Origin of the sequence: Pleionea mediterranea, from assembly GCF_003148745.1 — a bacterium.
GTDB classification, from domain to species: domain Bacteria; phylum Pseudomonadota; class Gammaproteobacteria; order Enterobacterales; family Kangiellaceae; genus Pleionea; species Pleionea mediterranea.
Map to the genome: position 1 here is coordinate 88,284 of NZ_QGGU01000002.1, position 16,997 is coordinate 105,280.

Here is a 16,997-nt window from a genome sequence, read left to right on the forward strand (position 1 = left end):
ATTTAAAAAAGTGATTTTAAAAGTGAATTAAAAATATGTATTTAAAAAAACTGATATTGGTTAACTGGGGTAACTTACCCAACTCTGAGTTTGAATTTGGTCCGCTGAATTTATTTTCTGGCGGCAATGGCTCAGGAAAAACAACCGCGGCGGATGCAATACAAACGTTAATGACGGCAGCTCACGAAAACCTGTTTCAGTTTAACCCTGGTCAAGATGAAACGACCCAGCGCGGGAGAGGCGGTAAAAAAGTACGGACGTTGGCATCCTATATTTTAGGGTGTGATGATGGCAGTTATGCCCGTCTTAATCCCACAGATGGGTATATAGTTGGAATTTTTCATCCCACCGACAATGAAGATAATGCACCTTTTGCCGCCATGCTATCGGTTAGGGCATATGTAGAGAAGTCTGGGCAACATAAATTAGCAAAACAGGATAGCCTGCAGTTTTACATAGTGACCAACCAATTTGAAAACAAAGAATTATCACTTAACCATCTGATATTAGATATGGGGAATAATAAAAGTATTCTAACCATTGAAAATTGTTACACATCTCTTATTCAACAATTTGGCAATAACAACGTCGAAAAATACGATACTAAACGGGCTTATCTTCGTCGTTTATACGGAGCATTACGAGGTAAAAAAGACGCCGTATCAGAGAGTGAAGCATTAAACAGTGCAAAAGCATTTTCCCGATTTATGGCTTATAAGCCGGTGCAAAGTATTGATCGTTTTGTTTCCGAAGAAATACTGGAGAAAAAAGATCTGGGTGAGGCCATTCGTTCAATTTCCGGACAACTAAAAACGATACATGGAATGGAGCGAGATGCCGCTCGTCTAACGGCATCGATTGATATATTGCAGCAATCGAGTGGCTACGCACAAAATTATATTGATAACTGGAGTGAGTTGCAGTTTCAACATTATTTGATTGCTCAATATGAATTTAATACTCGACAAAAAAGCTATCTTAATAACAAAGAGCAGCAACAACATTGTCAGGATCAAATTAAACAACATCAGCAATCCATCGATATTACTCGTGACAGACGCGAGCAAATGCATGAGCAACGAGTAGCATTAGAAGCACAGCGCCTTGGGATCAGCGCGCTTCAGGAAAAAGACGAGCTGGCAAAACGGATCAAAGAGCAGGAAAAGCAGTTATCAAGACTGGCACAGGGATTATTGATAGAAGATAAACAGTTGCAGCAATCCGCCAGTGCGTGTGAAAAAATTATGAACGCTCTGCGTTCGCAATCGCTACAGCAAGCCATGCCAGAACTGGTTAGCAGCAATGCCTTAAAATTAACGCGTCAATTTGAAAAGTTTATTAAACAAGATGCATTAGATATACAGGCTTTGTTAGGCAAGGATTTAATGAATGATATTCAGATGCTGGAAAAGCAACTGGATGCGGTGCGTGAATTACAAAGTGAACAGCACCAATGGATTAATTTTTGGCAATTCGGGAAAAATGATACTCAGTCAATGATGAAGAAAGTTTCTGCAAAACTTTCCCGGCTGGAAATGGATTACGAACGGATTGCCAGAGAGCGGCAAACTAAACAAAAAGAAATTGATAAGCTGGATCAGTCTCAGGTCAGTTATCCTGACTATGTGGTCAGGGCAATAGATGCAATTCGCAATAGTTTGCCACATGCCGAACCACGAGTATTGTGTGATCATGTAGAGGTGACCGATGAGCGCTGGCAAGCCGCCATCGAAGGTTATATGGGCGGTGCTCGCTTCTCAATCATCGTCCATCCTGAATACGAAGCCGATGCCATTAGAATCATTCGACAATTGCCAGGACGCGCCAGTAAAGCACGTATTATTCAGGGCGATAAAGCGCAGCGCGATTACGAACGATTATCGCTTGATGATAACAGCATTCTAGGAGTGCTTGAGTTTTCCCATGCAACGGCAAAGCATTATGTGGCTGCCAGCTATGGTGCTGTTTTATGTGTTGAGGATACCGAGCAGCTTAAGATGACACGACGAGGTGTGACGCAAAACTGTTTGGCATCGGGTAATTATTCAATGTGGCGTTGTGACATTGACGAATCCGATCTGGTGTTTGGTATTGAGGCAAGAAAACGCGCTACCTTAGCGAAACAAAACGAGTTAAGTCGATTAACCGAGCAGTGGCAGATGGCTAATGATCGAATGCAATCATTGAAACAATTATTACACTTGATCGAACCATTAAAGCATTTAAATGTAGCGCATGTGCTGGCACAAATGTTGAGTTGTCATCGTGAACTGCAAAAGCTCGAGAACCTAATACAACAAATTGATTTGGGCGATCATCACGAACTTGAGGATAAACTGAACGAGTTTAAACAAAAAGAAGATGAATTAAGACAAAACGAAGATCAGTTAATAAAACAAATTGGGCAATACGAAGAAAAGCTATCCAGTTTGAAAAAAGCCATTAATAAAATAGCGGATGAACAGGATAAAACACAGGATACGGTTGAACGCTGTGAGCAATCGTTACAGAAAATATCAGAAGACTGGCCCGATATTGATTTTAGCGCACGCTTAGAGCTTGCTGATCAACAAATTAAAGGACTTGATATTGCGCTGGCATATCAGCAAAGAGAGTCATTTGAACAGCAGTTGCATACTGCCGAGCGTAAACTGGATGAGTCGATTAAAGCGCATAATCAAAATGCTTTGCCAGGTGATTCCGTTGCTTACGATGTATTTAATGGCGAATATAATCAGGCGTTATTTCGAACTGTTTGTCAGCTGCAACGGCAGATGGACTCGATTTATAATCGATTGAAAAATAATATTTTGGTTGAAAAGCATGGTCAACTGCAAAAATTAAAAGACAGTTTTAACAATGCATTTGTCAGCAACTTATGTCACTCCATCCATCAGGCCATAAATGATGGAAAGCGACAGATTAAATTGTTAAACCATGAGCTGAAATTTCATAAATTTGGTGATGATCGAGAAACCTTCCGCTTTGACTTTGAGTGGCTACCCGAATACAAAGAGTATTCAAAGTTTTTTGAGGAAATTATTCGTAACCCAGAACTGGGCGATGGGCAAACTCTGTTTGAGGCAAAACTCACCAAGTCGTCGCAACAGGTACGCGATCGTCTAATGAACATGTTACTGGATGACGATGAAGACAAAGCATTGCGTGACTTGGATAGAATAGCCGATTATCGTAACTATCACCGCTATGAAATTTATAAGGAAGTGGAAGGTAAACCCGCTATTCCTTTATCGGAATACGGAACAGGCTCTGGTGGTCAATTAGAAACCCCTGCGTACATTATTCGTGCTGCGGCCATCACCAGCGCTTTTCGTTTTAGTGAAGGTAAAAGTCACCTTCGAATGGTATTGGTGGATGAAGCTTTCTCAAAAATGGATGAAACTCGCAGTCGAGAAGTGATCCAGTATTTAACCGATTCTCTGGGTCTACAGCTGGTATTTATTATGCCAACCAGTAAGTGTGGGCCTTATATGGATTTAATCACTAATGAGTTTGTTTACGCCAAATGCCCAAGCTCAGTACCACGCGGAGAACTTAATACGCGAGTACTGGTGGATCGAAAAGTATGCAATCAGGATAAAATCCAGGCGCTCTGGCAGAATCATAGAAATACCATTTACCAGCAAGCGGAGCTGGATTTTATGCAGTCTATTGTGAATGCATGATCAGAAACCTTTAAACAGTAGATGATAATTAATTGGTCTTAATAAGTGTTTGAATCAGTATTGTTTTTTTATTGTGTATTCACTAAAGTGCCTTCAATTATTAAAAATATGTTTAATAGGATGCAAGGACGGCAAGTATTGTGACTTAAGTCACACTCTTGGTGCGATGGAGTACTCAGATTTTATTATTGCTTATCAAGATTTAGCAACTGTGCCGATAGATCTCCTGTCTCAAATTGAAATAATGTTTTAAGGTCGTGCTATGACTCAGATTAAAACCCTAATGTACCAATACTTGCTGGCGCTTATAGTCTGCTTGATGCTGGTCGCCTGTGGTGGCGGTAGTGTTGATAGTCTGGATAAAGCGCCTGATGACGGTGACGATGGTAGCGAAAATAGCACACCAACATTGACCATAATCTCACCTGAAGCTAACCAAAGTTTTTCCGATCAATCGGTGATTACATTTTCAGCAACCGCATCTGATACGGAAGACGGCGATATTGGTAGCGATATCGAATGGAACTCAAATTTGGATGGCGTTATCGGTTCAGGTAGCGAATTTAGCGCGTCTTTGAGTTCTGGTGAACACACTGTTACCGCTTCTGTCACCGATTCTGATAATGCTTCATCAAGTGATTCCATAGAATTGACAATTCGTATATCACAAGGCTTTGCGACCATTAACTGGGTACCACCATCGTTAAATACGGATGGCTCTAATTTAAATGATTTGGCTGGTTATAAAATTGAGTTAGGGCAATCGGAAGACAATTTAAATCAATATCAAATAGTTAATGGCTCATCGAGCAGTTCATTACTGGAAAATCTGATCGTTGGTGAAACTTACTATTATGCGGTAAGGGCTATTAATCAGTACGGTATTGAAAGTCAGTTGTCAGCAGTAAGCTCATTTAGGGTGGTTGAATAACCTTGTTTGATTAATTTGAGACGTTCGACAGGCTTTGCTCAAGAGGTCTCCAACACCATACGGTAAAATTTACGCCTTTTCTGAATGACTTATGAATTCTGGGTCTAGGATTCATCTCACAATTAAATTATAATTTGCCTTTTAGACGGAACCTAATAGGCTAAAGCTATGGCAATAGAAAAAGTAAGGGACATATTATCCACTCATGGTCGTTTGACCACTCCTGTAGACTCTCTTGAAGATGACAGTGACCTTTATCAGGCCGGCTTAACATCATTGGCCACTGTAGGTTTGATGCTGGCTTTAGAGGATGAGTTTGATATTGAGTTCCCCGATTCGGCATTAAGCCGAAAAACATTTGGTAGTATTGAGGCAATAGCGGATACTGTAGACGACCTACTAGAATAATTCGGCCATTCAAGGAGTGAAAAATGACCAAGCAGACTGTCAGCGAGAACGAATTTTCTCAACTCATTAAAGAAGTTCATAGTATTGGTGGTGAAATTGTTGCTCCTAATGCTGAAGATGTCGATGTAAAAGCGCGATTTCCCAAAGAAGGTATCGAGGCTCTTAAATCACTGAAGTTGATGAGCGCCTATGTACCAGCTGAGCTGGGTGGTATGGGCTTGAGCTTGAAGCAGGTAAGCAAGGTATGTGAAGTATTGGGTGGATACTGTGGTTCCACGGCAATGGTCTATGCCATGCATAAAATACAGGTGGCCTGTCTTGTTCATCACTGCCTCGAGGTGGATTATTTTAAGGATTATGTTCAAACGCTGGTAAACGAGCAGCGGTTGATTGCATCAGCAACCACTGAGATTGGTAAAGGCGGCGATTTACTCTCAAGCTTTTGCGCAGTAGAGGTGGAAAATGGTGATTTCACGCTTGAAAAGAAAGCCCCAGTTATATCCTACGCCGATTACGCCGATGATTTATTGTTAACGGCTCGTCGAAGTCCTGATGCGGCTAAAAGCGATCAGGTTGGTGTATTGGTCAGTAAAAGCCAGTATCAGGTTGAGCCAATTTCTGACTGGGATACCTTGGGTTTTCGAGGCACTTGCAGTTCCGGATACGTTGTTACGGCGAAAGCATCACAAGAACAAATCACACCTGTACCATTTACCGAAGTATTAAGTCAGACAATGCATCCTTTTTCGCATATTGTCTGGGGTTCTTTATGGACTGGTATAGCCGCATCGGCGGTAGCAAAAGCACGACTATTTACTAAAAATGCCATGCGCAAAAATCCTAATATGCCGCCTATATCGTCCATTCGCTTGGCAGAAGTAGAAACCCAGTTACACACCATGCGTAACAATGTGCTTGCGGCAATAGACGATTATCAAAGCTTGTTAGATAAGAACGACAGTGATTCATTTACAAACTTTGGTTTTACCATTCGTACTAATAATTTAAAAATTAACAGTTCAAAATTATTAATTGATATTGTGGGTCAAGCCATGATGATTTGTGGTATCGCAAGTTATCGCAACAATCACGATTTATCTTTAACACGTCATATTCGTGATGCTTATGGCGCTTCGTTAATGGTTAATAATGATCGTATTATCATGCACAATTCATCGCTGGTAGTGATGCATAAGGAGTAAAAAATGTGTAATTTACATGGAGAGTTAGTCGCGTCCTACGATAAATATCGTACAGAATTGATAGAAGCCGGTTTGTTGCTGGAGTCTGGTGTTCAAGGGGTTTACGGACTCAGTGGAACCTTTGAAGGGATCATTGAAGCCTTTGAGCGCTATGTAACCCGAGCTGGTGCTGAACTTAACCCTGAAGTTGTCCGGTTTCCACCTATCTTGAATCGTAAAACCTACTTGTCCACCGATCATATAGAAACCATGCCTGACTTAATGGGCTCCATCCATACGTTTAAAGGCTCGCAACTTGAGCATCTGGATATGGTGGATAAAATGAACAAGGGCGAAGATTGGACCCGTAGTTTAGCGCCTGCTGATGTCATGATGATTCCGGCAGCCTGTTACCCATTGTATCCAACAGCAGCGAATACTGTGCTACCCAGTGAAGGCCGATTAGTTGATTTACGATCTTTTGTATTTCGTCATGAACCATCGCCCGATCCCGCACGAATGCAAATTTTTCGGCAACGAGAATATGTTCGACTGGGAACGCCAGAGCAAGCCCATGCCCACCGGGATTACTGGCTAGGCAAAGGTCAAGAAATGCTTACGGCTCTTGGGTTACCGGTAAAAGCCGAGTTAGCCAACGACCCATTTTTTGGCCGCGGCGGAAAAGTAATGGCGGCGACACAAAAAGAACAAGAGTTAAAGTTTGAGTTGGTGGTTGCCGTTGCCAGTGAAGAGAAGCTCACGGCTATTTCATCGAGTAATTGCCATTTGGATCATTTTGGTAAAGAATTTAATATTACAACAGAAAATGGCGAGTTTGCGCACACAGCCTGCATTGGTTTCGGTCTGGAGCGTATAACGTTAGCGTTATTGAAAACTCATGGCCTGGATCCTGAGCAATGGCCATCAGAAGTTAAACAACAGCTGGAATTATAGTTATGCATCAGGTGCTTGATTTAACACCAGAATCTTATCAGCGCCACACCATTCATCTTCAAGAACGCGATTGGGCCGAAACCAATTGTTATGTTGATGTCTGGATTGAACAGTTGCATGCATTAGGACTGGATCCTATGGCGTCAATGGCGTTTTCTGTTACGCCTGATTTTGAAGGCGATCAATGGACTTTCTTTAAATTTCAGCTTAACGATCTTTATGATTTATACGGGTTAGAAGTTCAAGAGCTGGTTATTTGGAAAACGCTACTTGATAACGTTGAGCAGCAAGTTAAATTAAATCGCCCGGTATTGGTTGAACTTGATTCAATGTTTTTGCCTGATACAGCCGGTACGGCGTATCAAAGAGAACATGTTAAATCGACGGTTTCAGTAAATAAAATTGATCGAGAAAATAAAATTCTTGGTTATTTTCATGCACAAGGCTATTACGAATTAACCGGTACTGATTTTATAGAAGCATTTGCGCTACCTGAAGCAAATAATCAACTCACACTGGCACCTTATGTCGAATTTGTTAAGCTCGACGGTATTAAAAAGCTAAGTAAAGATAGTTTACGCAGTAAGTCAGAAGTAATACTAGCAAGGCAATTATCGCAACTACCAAAAGCAAATCCATTTGAAAAATTTCGTCACCAGTTTGAGCGTGATTTTGCCTGGTTACTTGAGCAACCCATCGAAACATTTCACGAATACGCATTTGTCACTTTTCGACAGTTTGGCGCCTGCTTCGAGCTGGCCGCGAATTATTTGAATTGGTTAGCGCCGGAAAAGTACTCAACAATTGCAGAGCAGTTTTCTGGTATTTCGAGCGCAACTAAAGTTTATCAGTTTCAATTAGCTAGAGCGTTAAATCGAAAAAAAATGGTTGATTTAAATGCTATAGATAACATGGCAGAGATGTGGCTGAAGGCGATCGAAAAATTAAAGAAAATGGTTCATTCAGAATAATGCTTATATGACGGGTTCGATTTCATTAAACCAATGGCAAGTATATGTCTCTAAGCCGTTAGAGTTTACAGAGCTGGAAGACTTTAATCGAAACTCCAGCTCACTCGACAATTGTCAGGTTGAGTCATTAGGTGCATTTTCTAATCTATTTAAAAATACCAAGCTCGACTCCTATGTAAGCAATCATAATGATTTTGATTGGTGGTTTATTTGTGAGTTCGATAAACCAGCGATAAACTTTTTGAGTAACGGATTAATTGATTTTCCTCCTATCGCGACAATTGCAGAAGTCTGGTTAAATGAACGACATATTTTGAGTTCTCAATCTATGTTTATTTCGAATACGATTGCCGAGTGTGAATTTTCAGAAACAAACCGCTTGGTTATTTGTATACGCGGATTATCAAATTACCTTAATCAAAAACTGCCTCGTCCTCGATGGAAAACAAAGTTAGTGAAACAACAAACTTTGCGTTGGTTCCGTACAAGTTTGTTAGGACATATACCTGCCTGGACGCCAAAGCAGCCCATTGCGGGCATACTAGGCCCAATTACAATTGGAGCAGATTATCAAGTAGTTAATAAATCCATTTCTGCAACAGTGAAACAGTCCAAAGGTTTTATTGAACTGGCTGCAGAAATATTCAGTCGAAAAAAGATCAGTTCACTTCAATTATTAGTTAATCAGCAAACGTTCGATTTAGAGTTTACCCAAGAAAAATCAACTATCCGAATAGACAGTAGTATCGAACTGGATGATTTTGAGTATTGGTGGCCCCATACCCATGGTTCGCCTCACTGTTACTCGATAACACTGCAAATTGGCCAGGGCAGCGAGATAAAAGAAATTGATTTAGGCTCTATTGGTTTTCGTCAAATTAATGTCGATCAAAGCTCCGATAAATTTGAGTTTGTTGTTAATCATAAACCCGTATTTGTGCGAGGTGTTTGCTGGACTATTTCATCGATGGACACCTGGCATCAGAACGAATCCTTGATGCTAAGTCAATTAAAAGCAGTTCAGCAATCCGGTGCGAATATGATTCGCGTGGTGGGAACCGGTGATTATCAGTCTGACTTTTTCTACGAAACTTGCAGTCGTCTGGGTTTGTTAGTATGGCAAGACTTTATGTTTGCCAATATGGATTATCCGGTAAATGAGCCAGAATTTTATGCTTTTATTAAAAGGGAAGTTGAATTTCAAAGTGCGCGTATTGCACAGTTTCCCTGTTTGGCATTGTTTTGTGGCAACAGCGAAGTTGAACAGCAAGTGCGAATGCTTGGATTTTCAGCGGATGAATCGTCAAATGAATTTTTTGATCAAACTCTGCCAACAATAATAAATGAAATAGCCGGCGATACTGCTTATATTTCAAGCACACCGACGGGCGGCGCCATGCCTTTCCATTTAAATGCCGGGCCTTCTCATTATTACGGAATAGGCGCTTATCAACGACCGTTGCTTGAAGTGAGAAGGCACGATGTTCGATTTGCAGCTGAAACGCTTGGTTTTGCTAATGTCCCCCATCAATCAACACTGTCCGAATTGTTTGGCGGTGATCTACCTGTGGTTCATGATCCTCGGTGGAAATTAGGTAGCCCCAGAGATAGTGGAACTGGCTGGGACTTTGACGACATCAGAGATTTTTACTTTAAACAACTGTTTGGTAATGACCCCAATGAAATTCGGTACAGCTCTCCAGAGCAGTATTTAGCACTTTCTACTGTCACTAGCGGTGAAGTAATGTCACAAGTTTTTGATGAGTGGCGCCGTGAAAAAAGCAACAATAGTGGCGGCTTAATATGGTTCTATAAGGATTTAATACCCGGAGCTGGATGGGGAATTATTGACTCAAATAATCAGAAAAAGGCGACCTACTATTATTTAAAAAGAGCGTGGCAACCAATCCATGTATCCATAACCGATGAGCTTTTTCATGGGGTAAATATTAATTTGATCAATGAGACTGAACAAAGTTTTCAAGGAACGTTAAAATTAGTTGCTCTAAATGAATTTAATAATCCGATCATCGATCATCAAATGAATATCGAGTTATCGTCGAATCAAAGTATAGCAATTAATGCAGACGAAGCATTAGATCAGTTTTTTGATATAACCAATGTATACCGATTTGGGCCCAAAAAGATTCAAGTTTTTTGCGCAATACTTATTCAAGATGGTCAGGAACTGAGTCGTGCTTTTTATTACCCTGATAAGATACCATTAGCATTAGGCACGCCCGAAATTACCGCTGAACTGGAGCAGTTAACAAATGATAGACTTGAGTTAAGTATTCAGTCGAGCGGATTTATCTATGCTGCGGATGTTCAGATATCAGGTTACGAAGCAAACGATAATTATTTTAGTTTACTACCGAACAGGGTAACCAAAATACAGTTACATCAAGTTAGTGATGTGAGTCGTATTAAAGGTTTTTTATCCGCCGCAGGGTTAAGTGACAATGTGCGACTTAAATTATCAAAGAAGTAATAAGAGATAATATTTTGACTGATCATAAGGAAATGAATGTTAACCGGCATGCGGTATATTTTGGTACCGATGACCAGCCTATGTTGGGTTGGTTACACCTTCCGCCTACAGGCATAGTGTCAAGTAAAGCTATTATACTGTGTCAGCCATTAGCGTTGGATTACATGAGCGCCTATAGAAGCATGCGGTATCTCGCGGATTATTTTGCAACTGCTGGATTTCTTTGTATGCGATTTGATTATTATGGTACTGGAGACTCTGGTGGATTTACTGAACAAGATAAAACCATAGAGTTCGCAGAATACTCTGTCGAAGAAGCCATAAAATGGTTAGATTTAAGTTATGGTTTTAAATCATTTTCATTGGTGGGATTCCGGTTTGGGGCTTCTATCGCAGCGAAGGTCAGTGAGCATACCAAGCTAGAACAATTAGTATTATGGTCACCAATTGATAATGGCAAACGCTATTTAAGAGAGATAAAAGCGCTTCAGGCAACCAGTCAAGTATCTTCAAGTTTTCATCAATTAGAAGCTGCGGGCATGGTTTATTGGGATAATACTCAAAAACAGTTAGCGGATATTGACTTCACCAATCTAAAGCCACTTGCCAAAAAAATTGTTGTCATTCCCAGGGATGATTCTAAACGAATTCCAAAGTTCTATGAACACTGGCAACAAGAGAAATTGTCAGTAGAGTTATTGCCGTTATCTGGCTCTGTGGATATGTTGAAGTTAGCTGAGGATACACGGGTTCCTCATAATAGTTTTGATACTTTGGTAAATCATTTAAATGTTGATGATACAAATAAGCTAGACTTGAATAAATTAATTGATAATAAAAGCAAATTATCGTCACAAATTAAAGTCAATTATAAACGATATACAGACGAACAATTAAAGGATGTTTCAGACATTACTGAAAAAATCGTTGTGTCTGATCAATCCGGTGTATTTGGTATTTTAACTGAGCGTGACAATAAAGGCTTAAGGCGCCCTTGTATTATATTGTTAAACTCTGGTGCTATTCACCGGGTAGGATCAAACCGATTACATGTTTTGTTAGCACGCCAACTAGCGGATAAAGGTTTTTCAAGTTTAAGAATGGATATTCCGGGTTTGGGAGATACGATTACCAATAATCCTGAGTTAGAAAATAAAGAGCACTTGCCATCAATTCAAGTTTATATTTATGAAATGATCGAGCAACTCAAATCAAAAGGTTATCACTCTTTTATACTTGCTGGACTCAGTAGTGGAGCATTCTACGCTTACAATGCTATGCTTCATAATAAAGATGACTCAATCATTGATAGTTTAATCATTAATCCTGAACAGTTTTATGTCAATCAAAACGAAAATAATAATGCTAATCTTGCAGCACAAGAAGGGGGGTGGTTGTATTACATAGAGCAGCTGAAGAGTCCCAAAAAATGGAAGAAGTTAATTTCTGGAAATGTGAACTTTAAATATATAGGCTCAATTGTATTAGGAAAATCCAGAGCAATAACGAAAAAGATTACCAATAAATTTAAATCGATAGAAACTACCAGTGCAACTAGCATAAAAAATGCACTTGATCATGATTTACAATATCTCGCTAATAATAATCGCCAGGTAACCTTTTTATTAAGTGAACAAGATCCCGCTAATGAAATCATTAAATTACTTGGTGGTTCCTCATTATCAAGGTTAGAAAAGTCTGGATATATCAAGCGCATTAGAATTGCTGGAGCTGATCATACTTTTTCAAAATATATACCCATGACACGAATGATCAGTATGGTGACTGATTATATTTGCAATACTTACACTAATGAGGAGTATTGATGACTTCTCAAAATAACACGTTGAATATTATTATATTCGCCAATACTAATCTTGAGATCGTTGAGCCATTATTTAAACAAGGCGTTAATATTGTTGGTGTTATAGAATCTGAAGATAGAACGACCATTAACAATCCAATTAAGCGTAGAATTGTTAAATTCAATCGATTGTTAAAAGGCATGCCGAGCTACACAAGCTTAAGAGAATTCGCTAAAACAAAAGATATACCATATCTCGAATATAAGAAGACAGATAAAGAACAGGTAGTTGAGTGGATAAAAGCACTGGGAGTCGATTTACTTTTATCTCATCAAGCTCCCATTTTACCGGAAGAGGTATTTCTAGCACCTAAATTTGGTTCAATTAATATTCATCCTACTTTGTTACCTAAATACAGAGGATCAAATCCTTTTTTTTGGATGTTTTATGATGAAGATATGGTGTGTGGTATCACATTACACTGGATTGATTCAGGCATAGATACCGGAAAAATTATAGAGCAACGTTCTTTGCAAATTCAGTATGGAACCGATGCTGATCAACTTGAGCGTCGTTTGGTTGCAGAACTGGCTATTCCAGCCGTTTTAAAATTCTTAAATCAATTTGAAGAAAACTCAAAAACGGAAGAGCAACCTGAACAAAGCCCGACTCCCTACGCTGGGCGAGTTACTGACGAAAAATATCGTTCGATGTTAATGAATAAAAGTGTCTCAATCAGAAGGTTTTGGCATGTGTTGCATGCAAATCAACAATGGCACACGGCATTATTACCTAAGAAGCCGGATCCTGCTTTTCATTGGGTTTTGTCTCACTATAAAGAGAAAGAACAAGCAGATTTACATGGAGAGGTCGAGTACAAGGCAAAGAGTATTAATATTCACCATGCCAATGGAACAGTTGTTATTTCTCGAAAATTTAATTTAAATCGATATATTGCGCATCGTTTACTGGGTTGGTTGAAATGATTGAAAAGCACTTTTTTACAATAGATAGTGATGCTGGACAAGTCTATTGTATAGCGCGTTACTCTGTGACTAATCATGACGATGAAACGATACATATATCTGGTGCATCCATAATTTGCCCACCAATAGGTACCGATTATAACAATAGCTATCAAAATTTACGGGTACTCGGAGAACAACTGGCCAATAAGGGACAACTGGTTATTCATCTTGACTATATCGGATTTGGCAATTCATCTGAGAAAGCTGAAGATACAGAACAGTTAGAGTCGATGGTTTCCAGTATTACTTCCGTACACAGTTGGTTAAAGGATGTTGGTATTAATCAGATAAATATTGTTGGCTTACGGTTTGGCGCAACATTGGCGGCTTTATCCGCTAACTCGGTAGTGATTAATAAGCTTATTTTATGGTCTCCGGTTGTGAAAGGTAAAAGCTTTATACGAGAAATTAAGATGTTAGCGCAGGCATCTGAACAAACCATTGAGTCTTCAGAGAGCCTTGATATATCAGGCTGGACGATAGAACCATCTACATCACAGGCTATTTCATATATTGATCTATTAACTGGTGAACCATCTGCGAAAAATATTTTTATTTTACAAGACGGACAAAAAAGACAGCTAAATAAATTAGCTGATTATTACGCTAAAGAAAAATCTATTAATGTCACTATAGAAGAACAGAGTGAATTGGTTGCTTTATTAGTTGATGCCCATGAAAGTCAATTAGCAACCGAAAGCAATCAATCTGTTGTCGACTTTATTGATGAAGATATTGGTAATACTTCAAGTCTATTGCTTGAAGATTTTAGGGCAAAGTCGATCTGTCGTGGCGATAACTATAAAGATAGTTATCACTATGATGAGCAAAAATATATGATTAAAACGGACTCTTTAATCAATAACAATGATTTACCTACCTTAGTCTTTTTAAACTCAGGCAGTAACCATCAAGTTGGTCCTCATCGATTATATGTTACTCTAACAAGAGAGTTTGCTAAGTTGGGTTTTAATTCTTTTCGTATTGATCTTCCTGGCTTAGGTGAAACGCCAGCAGAAATTGATAACGAAGATAATAAACCTTATCCTAAAAATGTTGTCGCAACCTTGTCATCAATGTTAAAAAATATGGGGCTGCATAGTAAGCCACTGATCATGGTTGGATTATGTTCTGGTGCTTATCATAGTTTAAAGTTTTCCGCAGAAGCTGAAAATATAAATATCGATGAGTCAATTATAATAAATCCTTTAACATTTTATTGGCAACAGGGCATGACAATTAATGACTCACCATCGGTTACATTTGGCCATTGGAACTGGTACTTAAAGTCAATGAAAGATTGGCATCGTTGGAAAAAGCTATTAAAAGGTGATGTTAATATAAAGCCAATATTAAAAACTATTCAACAGCGCTTCTTTATTAAACCGGCTCAAGTATCAAGCAGTAAGCCAAAAAATCACAACGGGTGGGAGATTAATGCTGATATAAACAGAACACTGTTTAAAATCAATCAAAGAAATATTCAGCAAACATTTGTTTTTTCTGAAAGTGACCCTGGTTTTGGAATGTTACGGTTTTTAGCTAAAAAAGCGTATAAAAAACTAACCAAAAACAAGGCGTTAATAGTTCATCATATTAGTAATGCCGATCACACCTTTTCAAAAATGCACGCTCGTCAACGATTGATAGAATTATTGACTGATCATTTGACTAAACACTACGTAGAGTCGCAGTTAAAATCTAAGGAGTCGTTATAATGGTAAAAAATAAAGTATTTTTACCGCAGTTAGCGTGGCTTAGAGCTTTCGCAGCACTTGCTGTTGTGGTGTATCATATTCGACGGGCATTGGCTCCCAGTTATACCGGAACTGACGCAGTCGTCGATCCTGGCTGGCTACAAGCAATAGATTTTGGCGATTTTGGTGTACTATTATTTTTTGTATTAAGTGGTGCGACACTTTATTTGAATCATCAAGACTTTGATACAAAAAATCGATTATCCCATTTTTTTACTAAACGATTTTTTAGAGTGTGGCCAGCATTTGCCTGCTCCTTAATTATCTATTTAATTTTTAACTCATTTTTTGCAAGCTGGTACACAATTGCACCCCAGGGTTATTGGGTTGAGGCGCATATTGATACCGCTTATACATTATCAGATTTATTTCATTATCTGACATTCACCTTTAATATTACAGGACCCTATGGCAAGTTTAATGCTGTCTATTGGTCATTGCCGATAGAGTTCCAGTATTACCTTATTTTTCCATTGCTTATACTAAGTCTGCGTTATTTGAATTTGGCAGGGCCTATTTTATTAGCGGCCGTGATTTATGCAATGTTGCATACGCCTGTTAGAGATTACATTGATAATGCCTGGACATTGATGTTGGCTTATACATTTTGTGCAGGCGTTTGGTTGGGGTATCTATATAAACACGTATTGCCATCATTTAGATTATTGCCAATCACTGGTTTTATATTATCGGCAGTGGTTTTAGTCGTTCTCAGTGTATTGAACCAAACGTATGATAGCTTTCCTTCCTGGATTCAATCATTACCAATTATTGGTATAAAAACCAACATGTTTGGTTTGTTTGCCTGTCTTTTAGTTGCGGTGGTTTTATTTACCAACTTTCAAACACTTAAAGCCAACCGCTTAACTTCTTCACTGGAGTTTTTAGGCGAAATTTCGTACAGTATTTATTTGTATCACAGCTTATTTATTTGTCTGAGCGTGGTTGTGTTGCTTCAGCTTGGTATTATTGACTACTGGTTAAAGCTGATAAGCTTTTTTGCAATCACTCTATCAGGAACATTGTTGGTATCTTGGATAAGTTATCTCAGTGTTGAAAGACCTTCTATAAAATTAGCTAAAAAAATAACAAGGAAACAAACGGTATGAAAAAGATTATCGCGTTAATTTTATTGATAACGACTACCGCCTGTACATCTGAACAGAATAACTTTGATCATGAACTTACGGATCACTATCATAAATTACACGGTCAACATATGGCTGAACTAAAAAGCTTACCTGAATTACCTATTCTGTTTTTAGGCGATAGTCTTACTGAAGCAATGCCCATTACTAATATCACGGATCGCGGTGTAAATTATGGTATCAGTCAAGATACGACATACGGACTTAAGTTACGTGTTGAAGATTACCCTCACTTAGCAAATGCAGAAGCCATTTTTATTTGTATAGGTATTAATGACTTTTGGCGAGGTCGTGATAATGACGGTATTCTCAAAAATATAAAGGCTATCATTCAACAGCTACCTAACGATAAACCGGTTTTTTTAAATGGCCTATTACCCGTAGATGAAGTTGAACGCTGGATTGGTTGGCCAAAAAGAATTCAGTTACTTAATCAAAAATTGGCTGGCTTAGCTGAACAGCAAGGTGTTTATTTTATTGATGCTCATCCAAAAATGGCCGAGGCTAATGGCTTTTTAAAGGCAAGCTATCATAATGGAGATGGCGTTCATTTAAGTGAGCAAGGATACAAAGTATGGACAGACATCATTCGAGAAGCGATGGCACAACAACAGGTCTCTTTATAAGGTAATAAAGT

General features: G+C 38.9%; 12 protein-coding genes. All 12 read left to right on the forward strand.

The window, feature by feature from the left end:
- Nucleotides 1–35 precede the first annotated feature (35 nt).
- Nucleotides 36–3,686 (forward strand): ATP-binding protein, encoded by a 3,651-nt coding sequence (locus C8D97_RS02495; protein ID WP_109761766.1) that lies wholly within the window; start codon nt 36–38, stop codon nt 3,684–3,686.
- Between the two features lie 262 nt (nt 3,687–3,948).
- On the forward strand, nt 3,949–4,617 hold the full coding sequence (locus C8D97_RS02500) for an Ig-like domain-containing protein (protein ID WP_109761767.1): 669 nt from the start codon (nt 3,949–3,951) through the stop codon (nt 4,615–4,617).
- A gap of 168 nt (nt 4,618–4,785) precedes the next feature.
- A complete protein-coding gene (locus C8D97_RS02505; protein ID WP_109761768.1) occupies nt 4,786–5,025 on the forward strand; it encodes an acyl carrier protein in 240 nt (79 codons plus the stop codon).
- Nucleotides 5,026–5,048: 23 nt separating this feature from the next.
- Nucleotides 5,049–6,227 carry an acyl-CoA dehydrogenase family protein gene (locus C8D97_RS02510; protein ID WP_109761769.1) on the forward strand — a complete coding sequence of 393 codons (1,179 nt, stop codon included), beginning with the start codon at nt 5,049–5,051 and terminating at the stop codon, nt 6,225–6,227.
- A gap of 3 nt (nt 6,228–6,230) precedes the next feature.
- Nucleotides 6,231–7,160 carry an amino acid--[acyl-carrier-protein] ligase gene (locus C8D97_RS02515; protein ID WP_109761770.1) on the forward strand — a complete coding sequence of 310 codons (930 nt, stop codon included), beginning with the start codon at nt 6,231–6,233 and terminating at the stop codon, nt 7,158–7,160.
- 2 nt (nt 7,161–7,162) lie between these two features.
- Entirely contained in the window at nt 7,163–8,131 is a 969-nt protein-coding gene (locus C8D97_RS02520) for a DUF1839 family protein (RefSeq protein WP_109761771.1), read from the forward strand.
- A 7-nt stretch (nt 8,132–8,138) separates the two neighbouring features.
- Entirely contained in the window at nt 8,139–10,622 is a 2,484-nt protein-coding gene (locus C8D97_RS02525; RefSeq protein WP_109761772.1) for a glycosyl hydrolase 2 galactose-binding domain-containing protein, read from the forward strand.
- A 14-nt stretch (nt 10,623–10,636) separates the two neighbouring features.
- Nucleotides 10,637–12,448 (forward strand): alpha/beta hydrolase family protein, encoded by a 1,812-nt coding sequence (locus tag C8D97_RS02530; protein ID WP_146196064.1) that lies wholly within the window; start codon nt 10,637–10,639, stop codon nt 12,446–12,448.
- Nucleotides 12,448–13,413, forward strand: a complete 966-nt coding sequence (locus tag C8D97_RS02535; RefSeq protein WP_109761774.1) for a methionyl-tRNA formyltransferase — start codon at nt 12,448–12,450, stop codon at nt 13,411–13,413. Before C8D97_RS02530 ends, C8D97_RS02535 begins: the two co-directional genes overlap by 1 nt.
- Nucleotides 13,410–15,173, forward strand: coding sequence for an alpha/beta hydrolase family protein (locus C8D97_RS02540; protein ID WP_109761775.1), 1,764 nt, complete (start codon nt 13,410–13,412; stop codon nt 15,171–15,173). Before C8D97_RS02535 ends, C8D97_RS02540 begins: the two co-directional genes overlap by 4 nt.
- Nucleotides 15,173–16,321 (forward strand): acyltransferase family protein, encoded by a 1,149-nt coding sequence (locus C8D97_RS02545; RefSeq protein ID WP_109761776.1) that lies wholly within the window; start codon nt 15,173–15,175, stop codon nt 16,319–16,321. The genes C8D97_RS02540 and C8D97_RS02545 overlap by 1 nt, the downstream gene beginning before the upstream one ends.
- On the forward strand, nt 16,318–16,986 hold the full coding sequence (locus tag C8D97_RS02550) for a GDSL-type esterase/lipase family protein (RefSeq protein ID WP_109761777.1): 669 nt from the start codon (nt 16,318–16,320) through the stop codon (nt 16,984–16,986). The genes C8D97_RS02545 and C8D97_RS02550 overlap by 4 nt, the downstream gene beginning before the upstream one ends.
- Nucleotides 16,987–16,997 lie beyond the last annotated feature (11 nt).